Source organism: Mesorhizobium sp. M0991 (assembly GCF_040318915.1).
In the GTDB taxonomy this organism is placed as follows: domain Bacteria; phylum Pseudomonadota; class Alphaproteobacteria; order Rhizobiales; family Rhizobiaceae; genus Mesorhizobium.
In genome coordinates this window covers 87,088-103,128 of the sequence record NZ_JAMYNE010000010.1, presented here as the reverse complement: position 1 = coordinate 103,128, position 16,041 = coordinate 87,088, and the positions used below count along the sequence as shown (strand labels likewise).

Sequence of the window (16,041 nt, the reverse complement as noted above, 5' to 3'; positions counted from 1 at the left end):
TCATGCATCCAGCATTCTCCGTCGTCTTTTTCACCACCGCCACGGGCGCCGGTTACGGCCTGCTCGCGCTGCTTGGCGTGCTGGCCGGACAGGGCTTTATCCCGCCCGATTTCTGGCTTGGCCTTACCGGCATGGGGCTGGCGCTTGGCCTGATCTCGGCAGGCCTGCTGTCGTCGGCCGGCCATCTCGGTCGGCCCGAACGCGCCTGGCGTGCCTTCTCGCAATGGCGAAGCTCATGGCTGTCGCGCGAAGGCATTGCCTCGGTCGCCACCTTCGTGCCGGCGGGACTGTTCGGTATTGGCTGGGTGGTCCTCGGCCGAACGAGCGGCTGGGTGGCTGTCGCCGGGCTGCTCGCTGCCATCGGCGCGGTCGCCACCGTTTGCACTACCGGCATGATCTACGCGTCGTTGAAGCCGATCGCCCAATGGCACAGCCGCTTCACCCTGCCCGCCTACCTGATCTTCGCGACGATGACCGGCAGTGTGCTGCTTAACGCGTTGCTGCAGGGATTCGGCGTCGGCTCGGCGGCTGTGCTGGCGTGTGCGCTGCTTGCAACGTTTGCCGGCTGGGGCTGGAAGCTGGTGACCTGGCGGTACAACGACCGGCTGGAGATCCCGACCACGGCCAACACGGCAACGGGCTTGGCCGGCGGCACGGTGCGGTCGATCGAGTGGCCGCATACGGAAGAAAACTATCTGCTCAAGGAAATGGGTTTTCGGATCGCGCGCAAGCATAGTGCTAAACTCCGTCAGATCACACAAGCGCTGGCCTTTGCTTTGCCGGCCCTGCTGCTGATTGCCGCGTTCGCCTTGCCGTGGCCCTATGCGGCGGCTTCGTCGATACTCGCCGCAATCGTGCAACTCGCCGGAATGCTGGTCGAGCGCTGGCTGTTCTTCGCCGAGGCGAAACACACGGTCACGTTGTACTACGGCAGGTAGGTTCAGCCCGGCCTGAGCATCGCGTGGGAAATCGCGAAGATGCGTTCCTTGCCAAGCATATAGGCCATCAGCGTTTCGCGCTTGAACAGTCCCAGATAGGCGCGATCGAGCACGTTGAGCGAGCCGGTATAGGCGCCGAAAGCCGGCATGATCATGCGGCCGCCATCGCCGGCAAAGCAACGACGCCGCACCGAACGGCCTTGCTGCACGATGCGGGCGCACGGATGCAGATGGCCTGATATCTCGCCTTCCACTCTCACCGCCGAAGGCTCGTGCCGGAAGAGTAGCGAGCCTATGGCCAGCTCGCGCACGGTCTCGCCGGGCAGGTCGGCCGGTGCTTCAGGATCATGGTTCCCGGCGACCCAGAACCAGTCGCGCCCGACCATCAGCCCTTCCAGCCTTTCGCGAAAGCTCGCGTGCATACGCGCTGCGCCGCCGCCATCATGAAAACTGTCGCCCAGGCTGATGACGATCGCAGGCTGATAATCGGCGATCACCGCCTGCAGCCGGAGCAACGTCGCGCCGGTGTCGTAAGGTGGGACCAGCGTGCCGCGCCTGGCCAGTGAGGAGCCTTTTTCCAGATGCAGATCGGACACGGCCAGAAGCCGGAATTCGGGAAAATAGAGCACGCCGCGACGGTCGCAGATCGCGCGTTCGCCGGCGATACGGACAGCGCCCGCATCCGCTAGAGGCGCAGCCATGGCCAGCGCGACAGTCATTTCGTCCCCATGGCCTCCTCGACCAGCGTGGCTGCATCCATCAGCAGCGTGTCATCGGCCTCGCCGTGCACCGGCATCTTGCCAATCTCGAGCATGATCGGCACGGCGAGCGGCGAGATCTGCTCGAGGTTCTTATGCATGATTCGACCCTGGACGCGCGAGAGCATCTCGGCAAGTCTGCTGACATCCAGCAGACCGGTCGCGGCATCGGCACGCGTCGCCTGCAAAAGGACATGGTCGGGCTCGTGGCTGCGCAGTACGTCGTAGATGAGATCCGTCGACACGGTTACCTGGCGGCCGCTCTTCTCCTGGCCCGGGTGGCGTTTCTCGATCAATCCCGAGATCAGCGCGCAATTGCGAAAGGTGCGCTTCAACAGCCAGCTGCCGGCGAGCCAGGCTTCGAGGTCGTCGCCCAGCATGTCCTGATCGAAGAGCGCAGCCAGCGACGGTTTCTTCGCCCTGAACATGTGGCCCATATCGGCCAGCGACCATATGGCAAGCGCATAGTCGGTGGCGACGAAGCCGAGCGGCTTGGCTCCCGCCCTGTCGAGGCGGCGGGTGAGCAGCATGCCGAGCGTCTGGTGCGCCAGCCTGCCCTCGAACGGATAGGCCACCAGGTAGTAGCGGTTGCCGCGCGGAAAGGTCTCGATCAGCAGATCGTCGCGTTTCGGCAGCACCGACTTGTCGGCCTGGAAACGCAGCCAGTCGGCGACCTGCTCCGGCAGCTTCTTCCAGCGCTGCGGGTCGTCCAGCATGGCGCGGACCTGTTCGGCTAGGTACGTCGAAAGCGGGAATTTGCCACCGCCATAGTAAGGTACCTTGGCGTCGCTGCCGGGTGCGTTCGAGACGAAGCACTCATTCTCGCGGATGCCTTCGAAGCGCAGCACCTTGCCGGCGAACATGAAGGTATCGCCGTGCGTCAGCGTCTCGAGGAAGGCCTCCTCGATCTTGCCCAGAACCCGGCCGCCACGCGAGGCCGCGCCTCTGCTGCCGGCCTGCACGTAGCGGACGTTGAGCGCCGGCACTTCGATGATGGTGCCGACATTGAGCCGGTATTGCTGGGCGACGCGAGGATTTGAGACCCGCCACAGCCCGTCCCTGTTGAGACGAATACGGGCGTAGCGTTCGTAGTTCTTCAGCGCATAGCCGCCGGTGGCGACGAAATCGACGACGCGATCGAATGTCGGCCGATCGAGATCGGCATAGGGTGCAGCCGTCCGCACTTCCTCGAACAGCGCATCGGCATGGAACGGCGCACCGCAGGCACAGCCCAGTACGTGCTGCGCCAACACGTCGAGACCGCCATTGACCAACGGCGGGGTGTCCTGGGCGCCGAGATAATTGGCGTCGAGCGCCGCCCTGCATTCCAGCACCTCGAAGCGGTTGGCCGGGATCAGGATCGCCTTCGACGGCTCGTCCATACGGTGGTTGGCGCGGCCGATGCGCTGTGCCAGCCGGCTGGCACCTTTCGGCGCGCCGACATGGACGACCAGGTCGACGTCGCCCCAGTCGATGCCGAGGTCGAGCGTCGATGTGGCGACGATGGCGCGCAGGGCGTTTTCGCCCATCGCTTTCTCCACGCGCCGGCGCTGGGCGACATCGAGCGAGCCGTGATGCAGCGCGATCGGCAGGGTGTCCTCGTTGACCCGCCACAACTCCTGGAACAGCAGTTCCGCCTGGCTGCGCGTGTTGACGAACAGCAGGGTTGTCTTGTGGCGCTTGATCTCGTCGTAGATCTCCGGCGTTGCGTAGCGGGCCGAATGTCCCGCCCACGGCACGCGCTCCTCCGAATCGAGAATGGAGATCTCGGGCTTGGCGCCGCCAGTGACGACGATCAGTTCGGCCATCGGCCCCGGTGGATTCTGGTTGACCAGCCAGCGCCGCAATTCGTCGGGCTCGGCGACCGTCGCCGACAGGCCTATCGTCTGCAGGGCGGGCACAAACGAGCGCAGCCGGGCCAGCCCGAGCGACAGGAGATGCCCGCGCTTCGAGGTCACCAGCGAATGCAATTCGTCGAGCACGACATAGCGCAGGTCCTCGAAGAAGCGCCTGGCATCGGGCGCGGCAATCAGCAGCGCCAATTGCTCGGGCGTGGTCAGGAGAATGTCGGGCGGCGCCAGCTTCTGCCGCTGGCGCTTGTGTGCGGGCGTGTCGCCAGTGCGCGTCTCGACGGTGACGGGCAGCCCGATTTCTGCGACGGGTTTGCCGAGATTGCGCTCGATGTCGACGGCCAGCGCCTTCAGCGGCGAGATGTAGAGTGTGTGGATGCCTCGATGCGCCTGCCCCGGCCTTCTCCTCGGTCGGCCAGCCAGTTCGGTCAGCGATGGCAAGAACCCGGCCAGCGTCTTGCCGGCGCCGGTCGGCGCGATCAGCAATGCCGACTGGCCGCCCTGGGCTTTGGCCAGCAAATCGATCTGGTGGGCGCGCGGCGACCAGCCCTTTTCCGCAAACCATTTGACAAATGGCTCGGGCAGGACGACGGCGGCATTCTGTTCGGCAAGGCGCGGCTGCTCTGTCACGCGCCAGAGGTAGCGCGGCGACGCGCAATCGCCAAGCAGAATCGGAACAAAAGGTGATCGATTCGCGTTACGGCCGGCGAAACCCGGTCGGGCCGCCATAGAGATAGCCGATACGGGCGATCGCTTCCTTCAACCCCTCACGCGATACCAGCATGGTGTGCCCGTTGGCGTGGATCATCGCCTCTGCGTCGGTCATAACAGCGACGTGACCTTTCCAGAAGACCAGGTCGCCGCGCCGCAACCCGGCAAAATCCGGCCCGGGGTCGAGCGGCTCGCCGATGGTCGCCGCCTGCATGTCGGTGTCGCGCAGCACTTGCCTGCCAGCCATGTGCATCGCAAGCTGCACCAGGCCGGAACAGTCGATGCCGAAGCCCGAGGCGCCGCCCCACAAATAGGGCGTGCCGAGAAAGCTCTCGGCAACAGCAACGTAGTCGGCGGCTGCCTCGGCGACAGGCCTGAGATGACCCGAGATGACCGCCTGGCCGGACCGCAACAGCGCATAATGCGTGCCGCGCGTTTCGGCTGAGCCCGTCACCGTCACCAACGATCCCATCGAGAGCTGTCCGCTCACCGGGAAGCGCAAGTCGGGTCCTGGATAGAGAAAGGTGCGCGGCACCGAAACGACATGGGTCGGCGCATGGTCCCGCGCGCCCAGTGCCGTGTCGGCGACATAGCCGACATAACCGTCGCGTTCGGCCTGGATCCAGGCCCAGCCTTCGGCGTCCTCGAAGACGAGAATATCGTCGCCGAACAGAAGCTGTGTGTTGACGCCGGCATCCGGCCGCGGCGCCTTGCGGATGTCTGCGACGGAAGCGGTGATGCGAGCCGGCCGGCCGGCGACGAAACGGTCGGCGGAAATCTCGCCTCTCAGCCTGGCGTCGGCGAGATCGGAGCGGAAGGCATGGAGGCGGGCATCCCTGGCGGTCAAATCGGCAACTCGTTCAAATGGACAATTTGGTCAAATGGGCAACTCTTGGGCTCTGGCAATGATAACATCGCCAAAGCGCTCGACAAAGAGCGCGCCTTCGACTGTGCGCCTCACCAGCACGTTTCGCTTGTCCAGCTCGTCGCGGTGGCGCGACACCAGTTTCAGCGCCCCCATCGTATCGAGCGCACGGGTGATCACCGGCTTGGTGACGTTGAGGCGGGCAGCGAGCCCGCGCACCGTGTGTGGCGGCGGATCGAGATAGATGGTGAACAGGATCGCCGTCTGGCGCATGGTAAGGTCGGGCGCGTCGTCGCGCACCTCCGACAGCACCACCTGCTGCCACAGTCGCAAGGCCTGGCTTGGACGCATGATAATCGACATCCGGCCAGCATGACGGAAAATTGTTTCGGTTCCGTTTCAGTCAATACTTTCGTCGGCTATGCCCGAGACATCAGCCGAAGCGGTTCGAAATGACCCGCTCCAGCGCCCTGATGCCTTGCGCCTCGCCACCGGCAAGGCCGTGCGGGCGATCGGACGGGTTCCAGGCGAAGATGTCGAAATGCGCCCAGCCGGCGGTCTTTTCCACGAAGCGCTTCAGGAAAAGCGCCGCGGTGATCGAGCCGGCGAAACCGTCCGATGTGACGTTGTTGATGTCGGCCACCTTCGACGCCAGCTTGGCGTCATAGGGCTTCCACAACGGCATGCGCCACAGCGGATCCTCGACCGCAACGGAGGCGTCCGCCAGCTCGGATGCAAGCGCCTCGTCACCGGTATAGAACGGCGGCAAGTCGGGACCGAGCGCAACACGGGCAGCGCCTGTCAGCGTTGCCATATCGACCAGCATCTGCGGCTCCTCGTCATCGGCCAAGGCCAAGGCATCGGCGAGCACCAGCCGTCCTTCGGCGTCGGTGTTGCCGATTTCGACGGTGATGCCCTTGCGGCTCACCAGCACGTCGCCTGGCCGGAAGGCGTTGCCGGCTATCGAATTCTCGACAGCGGGAATGAGCACGCGCAGGCGGACTTTCAGCCCGGCGGCCATAATCATGGAAGCGAGGCCCAGCACGTTGGCAGCGCCGCCCATGTCCTTCTTCATCAAAAGCATGCCCGAGGACGGCTTGATGTCGAGGCCGCCTGTATCGAAGCAGACGCCCTTGCCCACCAGCGTTATCTTGGGGGCATTGTTCGGCCCCCAAATCATGTCGATCAGGCGAGGCGCGTCGGCAGAAGCCCGACCGACGGCGTGGATCATCGGAAAGTTGGCGGTAAGAAGATCGTCGCCCTTGGTCACCGATATTTCGGCCTTGTGCGTCGCGGCCAAGGTCCGGGCGGCTTTCTCCAACTGCCCGGGACCCATATCGCTGGTCGGCGTGTTAACCAGATCGCGCGCCAGGAAAATGCCATCGGCGAGGCGGCGGATGCGGGCGACGTCGGTGCCAGCCGGCAGCGCGAGGCGCAGCGTCTTGCCTGGCCTCTTGCCGTAGCGGGTGAAGACATAGCCGCCGAGCGCCACGGCGAGTGCCGTAAGCTCCGGCTTGGCGGGTGCCGACGCAAAATGCCAGTCGCCTTCGGGCAAGGCTCTCGCAAGTGCGCCGATGGCCAGTGCGCCCTCGCCATCACCGGTGCCGAACAGGGCTCCGGCAATCGCGCCGTTGTCGCCAGGCACGATCACCGTCCTGCCGGCCTCGCCGGAAAAGCCGTTGGCCTTGGCCCAGGCGACCGAGGATGGCGCAAGGCCCGCCGCCGCCAGAGCATCCTTCGCTACCAGATGAACCGGCAGCGCATTGCTCAATTCTTTCTCGACGAGTTCGACAGGCATTCGCTGGTCTCCGGGCTTCCGAGTCGGCGTTTCTTAACTCTCCGTTAGGGTTAACAGAATATTTCTGCGGGAGGGAAGATGGCCACGCAAATGGTCACGCGATGAACGGAGCCCTGGTGCCGATGCCGACCAACCGCAGGATGAACGCCAGCGCAAATAGGCTGATCACCACGGCGTTGATGATGGTGCTTGCTGCAGGCGTCGCCGGCTGCGGAACCAGCAAATTGACGACTGGCTCGATTTCTCGTCCAAGCGGCAAGCCGCTGGAAACAATGTCGGCGGGCGAACTGCACAACGCTACGATGGCGCTCGGCCAGTCCTATTCGAAAAACCCCACCGACAAGCGGATCGCGACAAACTATGCCGCGGCGCTGCAGATGGACGGCGACGCAGACCAGTCGCTTGCGGTGATGCGCAAGCTGGCGATCGCCTTGCCGAAGGATCGCGACGTGCTCGCCGCCTATGGCAAGGCGCTTGCCGCCAACGGACAGTTCGAGCCGGCTCTCGATGCCGTGCGCCGCGCGCAGACCCCCGAATATCCTGATTGGAAACTGGTATCGGCGGAAGCTGCCATTCTCGACCAGCTCGGCCAAAAGGATGAGGCGCGCCAAGGCTATCGCAAGGCGCTGGACCTCAGGCCGAACGAACCGACGATCCTTTCCAATCTCGGCATGTCGTACGTGCTGGAAGGCGATTTGCGCACGGCCGAAACCTATATGCGCTCGGCCGCCCAGCAGCCGAATGCCGACAGCCGCGTCCGCCAGAACCTGGCGCTGGTCGTCGGTCTGCAAGGCCGTTTCGACGAGGCCGAGAAGATCGCCTCGCAAGAGCTGTCGCCGGATCAGGCGCAGGCGAACGTCGCTTACCTTCGCCAGATGCTGGCACAGCAGAATGCCTGGAGCCAGCTCAAGGAGCAGGACAAGGCAAAGCCCGCCACCAACTGACTGGCTCGAGCGCCGAACCGGCGCGCGAAATTCCGCAACATGTCAAACGCAAAGAGCCGCGCTGCACCGGCAGCGCGGCTCTGAATCATATCAGCTTTGTGGCGACGCGGCTGGCGCTACTCGCTGCTGGATTTCGGCTGGTCGCCAAAGATGCCGCGCTGGCTCACCTGGATGCCGGCGGGACCCAGAATGATGGCGAACAGTACCGGCAGGAAGAACAGGATCATCGGCACGGTGAGCTTCGGCGGCAGCGCGGCCGCCTTCTTCTCGGCGGCATTCATGCGCATGTCGCGGCTCTCACTGGCAAGCACGCGCAACGCATGCGCCACGGGCGTACCGTAGCGCTCAGCCTGAACCAACGCCTGGGACACCGACCTGACGGATTCCAGGCCGGTTCGGCTTGCAAGGTTCTCGTAGGCCTGCTTGCGCTCCTGGAGATAGGAAAGTTCGGCGTTGGTCAGGATGAATTCTTCCGCCAATGCCACCGATTGCGCGCCGATCTCATCGGCGACCTTGCGAAGCGCTGCTTCCACCGACATGCCGGACTCGACGCATATCAGCAACAGGTCGAGCGCGTCCGGCCACGCCATCTGGATCGACTGCTTGCGCTTGGTAGCGCGGTTGTTGACGTAGAGCACCGGTGCGTAGAACCCCGCATAGGCAACCACGATGCACACGAACAGCTTCACGAAAATCGGCTGCTCCGGCAATCCTCCGAGCACGAACAGATACATCGCCGCCAATGCAAAGCCTATGAAGGGCAGGACGAGACGGAAGAAAAGGAAGCGCGTCAGCGGATTTTGCCCGCGAAAACCCGCCACTTTCAATTTCTGCAAGGTACCTTCATCCGCCAGCGCACGCCTGAGATCCAGGCGATCGACAATATTGCGCATGCCGACCGACTGTTCTTCGCGCAGGCCCTTGCGGCGGCGGTCGGCTTCGACTGCCAGTCGCGCGCGCTGCTTGGCGCGCAGCTCATCGCGCTCCAGCGCTACGGATTTCATGCGCGCCTTGAGCTGGTTCCCGCCAAAGGCGGGCAGCAGCGTGAAGACGGTCGCAAACACCGCGATGCCGACCAGCAGTGCGATCAGCAGGGACGGGTCGGTGAGAGTTCTGATGACGTGATCGGTCATACGCGAGTCCTAGACTTCGAAGTTCATCATCTTGCGCATTACCAGGACGCCCATCGACATCCAGATGCCGGAACAACCGAGGATCAGATGGCCGGTGCTGGTGACGAAGAGGGGCATGATGTAGTTCGGGCTCGTCAAATAGACGAGAAAGGCGACGACGAAAGGCAACGCGCCGATGATCACGGCGGATGCCTTGGCTTCCATGGACAACGCCTGGACCTTGGCTTTCATTTTCTTGCGGTCGCGAAGTACACGCGAAAGATTGCCCAGCGCTTCGGAAAGATTGCCGCCGGCCTGAGACTGGATCTGGATGACGATGCCGAAGAAGCTCGCCTCGGTGCACGGCATCGTTTCGGGCATGCGCATGGCCGCGTCGGGGATCGACAAACCCATTTGCTGCGAATCGACTATGCGGCGGAACTCGGTCTTGACCGGTTCGGGGGATTCGTTGGCGATCAGGCGCACGGCATCGTTCAGCGGCAGGCCGGATTTTACCGCACGCACGATGATATCGAGCGCGTTCGGAAATTCGTTGAGGAACGCCTTGACGCGGTGCGCGCGGCGAAACGAGACGAACCAGCGGGGGAGACCCAAAACGCCGACCAGCAGCGCAGCCGGCAAGACCAGCAACGGTGCGCCGATGAAATAGACAAGAGCCGTCAAGACGATGCCGCAGACCGCCGAGTAGACATAGAAGCGCTCAAGCGAGATCTTCATGCCGGCCTGACGGATTTGGATCTTCAGCGGTGGTTTCTTGACCAGGCTCTGATTGGACTTTTGCTTTTGATCGAGATCCTTCAGCGAATCCTGGACGGACTTGCGACGCTTGGCCGCTTCCGCCACGCGATCGCGCGAAGCCTTGACGACGGAACGATCCGTCTCGGCGGTCTTGATCGATTCAAGCCGCTTGCCGACCTGCTTCTCGGTGCTGATCCGGTTGAACAGGAAAGCATAGGCCACAGCGCCGGCGCTGAAGCCGGCGAGCACGACGAATGCCAATGCGGTGCCGTCAATTCCGAACATCGACCCTGGCCCCCAGGCTTCCAGACGGATCAGTCAGCGCGTTTCTCCATTGCCTCTAGCGCAACGGCGAGGCGCTGCTCCTCGCCGTAATAGCGGGCGCGCTCCCAGAAATGCGGACGGCCGATGCCAGTCGACACGTGCTCGCCCAGCAGCCTGCCGTTCGCGTCCTCGCCCTTGATGTTATAGAGAACGATGTCCTGGGTGATGATGACGTCACCCTCCATGCCGATCACCTCGGTGATGTGGGTGATGCGCCGCGATCCGTCGCGCAGGCGTGCAGCCTGTATGATCACGTCGACGGAGCCGACGACGATTTCGCGCACGGTTTTTTGCGGCAGCGTGTAGCCGCCCATGGCGATCATCGACTCTATACGGTTGAGGCATTCGCGCGGGCTGTTCGAGTGGATCGTTCCCATCGAGCCGTCATGGCCGGTGTTCATCGCCTGCAGCAGGTCGAACACTTCGGGTCCGCGCACTTCGCCGACGATAATACGTTCGGGGCGCATGCGCAGACAGTTCTTGACCAGGTCGCGCATGGTCACTTCGCCCTCGCCTTCGAGGTTGGGCGGACGGGTTTCGAGACGCACCACATGTGGCTGCTGCAATTGCAGCTCAGCTGAGTCCTCGCAGGTGATGACGCGTTCCTCGCGGTCGATATAGTTGGTCAGACAATTGAGCAGCGTCGTCTTGCCTGAGCCGGTACCGCCCGAGATGACAATGTTGCAGCGGACACGGCCGATGATCTTGAGAATCTCGGCCCCTTGCGGCGAAATCGAGCCGAACTTGACCAGCTGGTCGAGCGTCAGCTTGTCCTTCTTGAACTTGCGGATGGTAAGTGCGGTGCCGTCGATAGCCAGGGGCGGTGCGATGACGTTGACACGGGAGCCATCAGGAAGACGCGCATCGCAGATCGGGCTTGATTCATCGACGCGGCGGCCGACTTGGCTGACGATACGCTGGCAGATGTTGAGGAGCTGCTGGTTGTCGCGGAAACGGATGCCGGTCTGCTCGACCTTGCCGTTGACTTCGATGTAGACGTTCTTGGAGCCATTGACCATGATGTCGGCAATATCGTCGCGAGCAAGCAGTGGCTCCAGCGGCCCGTAGCCCAAAACGTCGTTGCAGATATCCTCGAGAAGCTCTTCCTGCTCAGCGATGGACATCGCGAAATTCTTGATCGCGATGATGTCGTTGACAATGTCGCGGATTTCCTCGCGCGCGCTTTCGGGATCGAGCTTGGCGAGCTGCGACAGATCGATCGTATCGATGAGTGCGGCGAAGACCTGGCTTTTGGTGTCGTAGTAGGTTTCGCTCTTTTGGCGCTGGATAGTTTTCGGCTCCGGGGCCAATGGCGGCGGCTCGACCGCACGGCGAACCGCCGGCGCGGCAGGCGCGCCGGATGGCGGCAGCGCCGCCGGCCTGGCAGTGACAGCAGCTTCCACAGGGTTCGCGGCCGCCGGCGCAGCAGGTGCGGGTGCTGGCTGACGGAATTCCGGAATGGTCCGGTTGCCGTCGTCGCTGCCTCTTTTACCAAACATGATCGCTTACCAATTCCACCGCTGAGGCATCACTTCTTGTTGCGCGAAAGCTTGCCGATCAGGTTGCCGAGCCCAGCCTTTTTCTTCACCTTGATTTCGCTGCGCCCTGTCAGCACATGGGCGATCTCGTTGATCATGGCGACGACCGGACTCTTGGCATCCATTTCACCGAGCATACGTCCATTGTTGGCAGCATTTCCGAACAAAAGCGGCTCGAACGGGATGATCGACATCGGCGAAAGGCCGAGCGATTCGGAGAAGTCGGACGGCGTAATCTCGGGACGTTTCGGCACACCGGCCTGGTTGATTACAAGCTTTGGCGCAGGATCGTTCGGACGAAGCCGCTTCAGCATGTCGACCAGGTTCTTTGTGTTTCGCAGATTGGCCAGTTCGGGCGTCGCCGTGATGACGATCTCGTCGGCCTTGACCAGCGTGTTCTTGGTCCAGCCGGCCCACACGTGGGGAACATCGAGCACGAGGAGCGGCGCGCTACGCTGGGCTATGTCGATAAGCTGGGTGAAGGCGTCAGGATCGAAATCGTAGACCCGCTCCAGGGTCGAAGGTGCCGCAAGCAGCGACAGGTGCTCGGCGCATTGGGCGAGCAGCCGGTCGAGATAGACCTCGTCGACGCGTTCCGGCGAGAAGACCGCCTCGGCAATGCCTTGCGCCGGATCCTGGTCGAAATTGATATTGGCCGTTCCGAAAGCGAGGTCGAGATCGGCGACAACCACTTCGGATTTGAAAAGGGACGACATGGCCCAGGCCACATTATGGGCAATGGTCGAGGAGCCGACGCCGCCCTTGGCGCCGATGAAGGCAATCGAGCGGCCGATCGGCTCAGCTTCCGGATCGACGAAGATCGAAGACACCACGCTGACGATGTCGGCCATCGATACGGGCGCGATGACATATTCGGAAATGCCCGAACGGATGAGTTCGCGGTACAGGCCGACATCGTTGTAGTGGCCGACAACCACCACCTTGGAGGTCGGATCACAATGCTCGGAAAGCTGGGCGAGTTGTTCCAGCAACAGCTTCGGCTCGCTGCGCGATTCAAGCAGGATCAGGTTCGGTGTCGGCGCAGACTGATAGAATTCGATGGCGGTGGGGATGCCCCCCATATGCACCTTCAAATGTGCCTTGGCCATGCGGCGATCCTCGCCGGCGCGCTCGACCGGATTGGCTACGCCTTCGGTCTCGCAAAATGCCTGGATCGAAATGCGCGGGATCGGCCGCAACGCCTGCATCGCGGCAATATCCTGCTCCGAGGTTTCGCCGCCCGGTACCTCTGTGTCATAGGCAAGATTGCTCATTGTCATCACTTTCCGTGACTTGCGCGGCTTAGGGTTTGTTGAGCCTCAACACTCGTTAATATTCGACTTCCGAATTGCCGAGGAATTCGTCCGAAATACCTCTGTCACGATAGACGTCGATCACCGCGCCGCGATTTTCCGCGTCGATCGGCGTCGGCTTGCGTGGCCCGATCAGATCGGCCGGATTGGCCATCTGGGCAGCCAGGTTGTTCTGATACGAACAGCCGAAATCGGCATAGTGCTTGTTTTCCGAAGTCTGCAGCAGGTCTTCGGGCCAGCGCCCGCATCTATCCGTCTGAGCCTTAACCGAGACGTAGGCAACACGGACCGGTGCGGACGCTTCGGCCGAAACAGACTGATAGGATCGCATGGCGATCCGCTTCCGGCTGATGCCGCTCGCTATGGCTAGCCTGGCGAAATCGCGGCCGGCCGCGGCCGCTGCGATTTCGTTGGCCGAGCCACTCGGAATCTCGATCGTCAGTACCGGAGCTGCGCTCCTGTCGTACCCGTCCAGAAAGCCCAGGAGCGTGTCGCGCTGGGACCTGGTCATGCCGCGGTCGCCGGCGCCGACCGGAAGGTCGATCTTCTGGATCTTCTCGGCGATGACGATCGGATGGGTGGTGCGATAATCGTCAGGTATGGCACCCACCGTGACGCTGTCGCGATTGGCGCAGCCGGCCAGCAATGCCGCCACCGCGATCGCCATGATGGGAACGGCCGGCCGCCAGATTCGCGAATGGACGGACTGTATCGCGGTGACCGCCCTTGCCTTCGATACTGACTGAGACATGTCCACTTCCCCGCTTACTTGTAGATGAAGCCGACAACGCCGTGATAGCGGCCGTTGGGCTTGTCGGTCTGCATGGTGCCGTAGACACGGTTGACGCGGCCAAGGAAAATGCCGGCGCCATCGCTGGCGGCGTTGAAATTGTCATCCGGCTTGGCAAGATCGTTGCGCGCCACCGGCTTCACCAGATAGGGCGTAATGATGATGACGAGCTCGGTCTCGTTGCGGACGAAATCCCTGCTGCGGAACAGCGCGCCAAGCACTGGAATCTTTGTCAGACCAGGCAAGCCGTTGACGGCTTGCCTGAGATCGTCGCGGACAAGGCCGGCAATCATCATCGAGCCGCCCGAAGGCAGTTCCACTGTTGTGTCGGCCAAGCGCTTGCGGAGCGACAGGGCATTCATGCCCGGGCTTGTTACGCCTTCGGACAAAGACACAGACCCCTCCGTTGTCGGCTCGGAGACCGAGGTTCTGACTTTCAGGCTGATGCGGCCGGGAGACAGCACCACCGGCTGGAATTCCAGGCCAATGCCGTATTCGATCTTCTCGACCGAATACGTCTTCAGACCGGTCTGGTTATCGTTGGATACGGCTTGGGAAACGCTGGTCACCATGTTGTATTCGCCGCCAACCTTGAAGGTCGCCTTCTCGCCAGATACGGCCGTCAATGTTGGTTCGGCGAGGGTTTTCATGACGCCGGACTGTTCCATGGCATTGATGTAGGCCTGCAGCGTCGAGCTGCCGATAGAGAGGCCCGAGTTCGACAGCGACTTGCCCAAACCAGTGAAATTGTCGCTTACCGCGCCCCAACTAATGCCGTTGCTGCTGCCGTTGCCGACCATGTTGACGCCGAGCTGCTTCATCACCGAGCGGCTGACTTCCGCGACCGTCACCTTCAGCGTCACCTGGTCGTCGCCGATAATCTGCAGCAGGTTGACGATCTTGCTGACGCGGCGCTCGGCATCCGGGTTATCGATCGCGACGCCGGCTTCAGCCGAACCGCCGGCAGCGGTCTGCGAATATTGACCCGTGGTCGCCTCGCCGCCGGACACGAAAATGGTTGCCAGATCGGCCGCGCGCTTGGCGTCCAGAGGAGTGTCCACGGTCCCGGTCAGAACGACGTTGTCGTTCAGCAACTCGACCTTGACCTCCGATGACGGGATGAAGCGCTTGATATAATCCTCCAGCCCGGCGACATCACGTTCGACCGCCAGGTCGAGGCTGACGATCTGCTCGCCATTCGGGCCAAAGACGAAGATGTTGGTCTCGCCGACCGCCTTTCCGAACAGATAGATACGCCGGGCGGTGCGGGTCACCGCGTCGGCTACAGCGGGGTTGGCGACGAGAATATCATAGGCATCGCTCGGCAGGTCGATGACCACCGATTTGTTGAGCCCGAGCTTGACCCGCTGGGTGGCAGTCGAAGCCGTGACCCTGGCATTGTTCGCCGCACTGGCATCGAGGATGCCATATGCATTCGTTCCAAGGAGAAACAGGCCGATCGCCGCAGCCAGCGTGAGCGGCAGTTTGGTTTTTAGACTCATTTCCTTGCCCCCACTTCGGAAACTTCGCCCGACTTGATCAACCGCACCGTTCCGCGCCGGCCATTGCCGGAAACCAGGTAGTCGGCTTCGCCCACATTCTTGTCCTGACTGTCCTTGATCGAGCGCAGCGCCAGAGTCAGGCGATCCGCCATCTGCTGTGCGACGGTGATGATCTCGGACTGCTGCGGCGTCAGTTCCAGGGTGGCGGTCTGGCCAACCCTGGTCTTCTTGCCTTCCTCGTCCTCCTGAATGGTCTGGTCGATCGCCAGGACGCGAATGTTCTTCAGGATAGTTTCGGTCGTGAAGCCCGGACCACCGCCATTGGCGGGATCGGCTCTGCGGGTCATGATGACGTCGACGAAATCGTTGGGAAGAATAAAGCCGCCGGCCGAGGTGTCCGCCGAGATGCTTGTGGCGACGGCCCGCATGCCGGAGGGCAGGATCGACGACATGAAGCTTTGCCCTTCACCGATCAGCTTCGAGCGCCGCAGCGGCTCGCCGGCGTACAGCGCCACGCGGGCGACGGCGCCCTTCAGCTTGTCCAGCGCTTCAGGCTCGGCGGCGCGGGTGATGAAATTTGCGTTGATGCCGGCGGACGGCCATGACTCCCAGGAAATGTTGTTTTCAAGCGGACTGCCCATCGGAACGTCGCCGGAAAGGACCAGCACATCCTGCAGCGCGATCGCCGGCGCCTGAGGACCGGAATCGACAACCGGAGGCGGCGGAGCCACGACCATGTTCTTCGCGACATAGCCTGCACCACCGGCCGCGGCTATCGCCACGCTCAGAATAATCAATCGGGATGCTGGCATCTGTCCGAACCTCGCCTTGGCAAACCA

At 62.7% G+C, this 16,041-nt stretch carries 14 protein-coding genes; 2 read left to right on the top strand and 12 right to left on the bottom strand.

The genetic code is table 11. The features are described from left to right. The first annotated feature begins 2 nt into the window (after positions 1–2). Positions 3–938, top strand: a complete 936-nt coding sequence (locus tag NKH70_RS16650) for a dimethyl sulfoxide reductase anchor subunit family protein (RefSeq protein ID WP_352715737.1) — start codon at positions 3–5, stop codon at positions 936–938. A gap of 2 nt (positions 939–940) precedes the next feature. On the opposite strand, the gene pdeM is transcribed toward NKH70_RS16650, so the two are convergent. The 5 genes from pdeM to NKH70_RS16625 form a co-directional block, all read right to left on the bottom strand. Continuing rightward, positions 941–1,657 carry a ligase-associated DNA damage response endonuclease PdeM gene (pdeM, locus tag NKH70_RS16645; RefSeq protein WP_352715740.1) on the bottom strand — a complete coding sequence of 239 codons (717 nt, stop codon included), beginning with the start codon at positions 1,655–1,657 and terminating at the stop codon, positions 941–943. Beyond that, positions 1,654–4,176, bottom strand: a complete 2,523-nt coding sequence (locus tag NKH70_RS16640; RefSeq protein ID WP_352978694.1) for a ligase-associated DNA damage response DEXH box helicase — start codon at positions 4,174–4,176, stop codon at positions 1,654–1,656. Before NKH70_RS16640 ends, pdeM begins: the two co-directional genes overlap by 4 nt. A 67-nt stretch (positions 4,177–4,243) precedes the next feature. Then, positions 4,244–5,104, bottom strand: a complete 861-nt coding sequence (locus NKH70_RS16635) for a C40 family peptidase (protein WP_353025650.1) — start codon at positions 5,102–5,104, stop codon at positions 4,244–4,246. 30 nt (positions 5,105–5,134) lie between these two features. Continuing rightward, the gene (locus NKH70_RS16630) at positions 5,135–5,485 is read right to left on the bottom strand and encodes a MarR family winged helix-turn-helix transcriptional regulator (protein WP_023676939.1); all 351 of its coding nucleotides are present in this window, start codon (positions 5,483–5,485) and stop codon (positions 5,135–5,137) included. Between the two features lie 70 nt (positions 5,486–5,555). Next, positions 5,556–6,920 (bottom strand): leucyl aminopeptidase family protein, encoded by a 1,365-nt coding sequence (locus tag NKH70_RS16625; protein ID WP_352715746.1) that lies wholly within the window; start codon positions 6,918–6,920, stop codon positions 5,556–5,558. A gap of 122 nt (positions 6,921–7,042) precedes the next feature. Here NKH70_RS16625 and NKH70_RS16620 point away from each other — a divergent pair, with 122 nt between their 5' ends. Further along, complete coding sequence (locus NKH70_RS16620) at positions 7,043–7,864, top strand: tetratricopeptide repeat protein (RefSeq protein ID WP_352715853.1); 822 nt, start codon at positions 7,043–7,045, stop codon at positions 7,862–7,864. A gap of 116 nt (positions 7,865–7,980) precedes the next feature. Here NKH70_RS16620 and NKH70_RS16615 read toward each other — a convergent pair whose 3' ends face one another. Genes NKH70_RS16615 through cpaB form a run of 7 tightly spaced genes read right to left on the bottom strand, consistent with a single transcriptional unit; the run spans position 7,981 to position 16,014 of the window. Next, positions 7,981–8,997: a type II secretion system F family protein gene (locus NKH70_RS16615; protein ID WP_352715749.1), complete on the bottom strand. Its 1,017-nt coding sequence runs from the start codon at positions 8,995–8,997 to the stop codon at positions 7,981–7,983. A 9-nt stretch (positions 8,998–9,006) separates the two neighbouring features. Then, positions 9,007–10,020, bottom strand: coding sequence for a type II secretion system F family protein (locus NKH70_RS16610; protein WP_352715752.1), 1,014 nt, complete (start codon positions 10,018–10,020; stop codon positions 9,007–9,009). Between the two features lie 29 nt (positions 10,021–10,049). Then, on the bottom strand, positions 10,050–11,558 hold the full coding sequence (locus NKH70_RS16605; protein ID WP_352715754.1) for a TadA family conjugal transfer-associated ATPase: 1,509 nt from the start codon (positions 11,556–11,558) through the stop codon (positions 10,050–10,052). Positions 11,559–11,587: 29 nt separating this feature from the next. Further along, positions 11,588–12,871 (bottom strand): CpaE/TadZ family protein, encoded by a 1,284-nt coding sequence (locus NKH70_RS16600; protein ID WP_352464866.1) that lies wholly within the window; start codon positions 12,869–12,871, stop codon positions 11,588–11,590. A 55-nt stretch (positions 12,872–12,926) separates the two neighbouring features. After that, positions 12,927–13,661, bottom strand: a complete 735-nt coding sequence (locus tag NKH70_RS16595; protein ID WP_352715757.1) for a CpaD family pilus assembly protein — start codon at positions 13,659–13,661, stop codon at positions 12,927–12,929. A gap of 14 nt (positions 13,662–13,675) precedes the next feature. Then, a complete protein-coding gene (locus tag NKH70_RS16590; protein WP_352715760.1) occupies positions 13,676–15,202 on the bottom strand; it encodes a type II and III secretion system protein family protein in 1,527 nt (508 codons plus the stop codon). Then, entirely contained in the window at positions 15,199–16,014 is an 816-nt protein-coding gene (cpaB, locus tag NKH70_RS16585) for a Flp pilus assembly protein CpaB (protein ID WP_023676931.1), read from the bottom strand. The genes NKH70_RS16590 and cpaB overlap by 4 nt, the downstream gene beginning before the upstream one ends. Between the last annotated feature and the right edge of the window lie 27 nt (positions 16,015–16,041).

Coding starts and splice junctions, on each gene's coding strand:
- cpaB (WP_023676931.1), bottom strand. CDS start 16,014: ATGCCAGCATCCCGATTGATTATTCTGAGCGTGGCGATAGCCGCGGCC.
- NKH70_RS16620 (WP_352715853.1), top strand. CDS start 7,043: ATGCCGACCAACCGCAGGATGAACGCCAGCGCAAATAGGCTGATCACC.
- NKH70_RS16590 (WP_352715760.1), bottom strand. CDS start 15,202: ATGAGTCTAAAAACCAAACTGCCGCTCACGCTGGCTGCGGCGATCGGC.
- pdeM (WP_352715740.1), bottom strand. CDS start 1,657: ATGACTGTCGCGCTGGCCATGGCTGCGCCTCTAGCGGATGCGGGCGCT.
- NKH70_RS16630 (WP_023676939.1), bottom strand. CDS start 5,485: ATGTCGATTATCATGCGTCCAAGCCAGGCCTTGCGACTGTGGCAGCAG.
- NKH70_RS16650 (WP_352715737.1), top strand. CDS start 3: ATGCATCCAGCATTCTCCGTCGTCTTTTTCACCACCGCCACGGGCGCC.
- NKH70_RS16605 (WP_352715754.1), bottom strand. CDS start 11,558: ATGTTTGGTAAAAGAGGCAGCGACGACGGCAACCGGACCATTCCGGAA.
- NKH70_RS16625 (WP_352715746.1), bottom strand. CDS start 6,920: ATGCCTGTCGAACTCGTCGAGAAAGAATTGAGCAATGCGCTGCCGGTT.
- NKH70_RS16600 (WP_352464866.1), bottom strand. CDS start 12,871: ATGAGCAATCTTGCCTATGACACAGAGGTACCGGGCGGCGAAACCTCG.
- NKH70_RS16610 (WP_352715752.1), bottom strand. CDS start 10,020: ATGTTCGGAATTGACGGCACCGCATTGGCATTCGTCGTGCTCGCCGGC.
- NKH70_RS16595 (WP_352715757.1), bottom strand. CDS start 13,661: ATGTCTCAGTCAGTATCGAAGGCAAGGGCGGTCACCGCGATACAGTCC.
- NKH70_RS16615 (WP_352715749.1), bottom strand. CDS start 8,997: ATGACCGATCACGTCATCAGAACTCTCACCGACCCGTCCCTGCTGATC.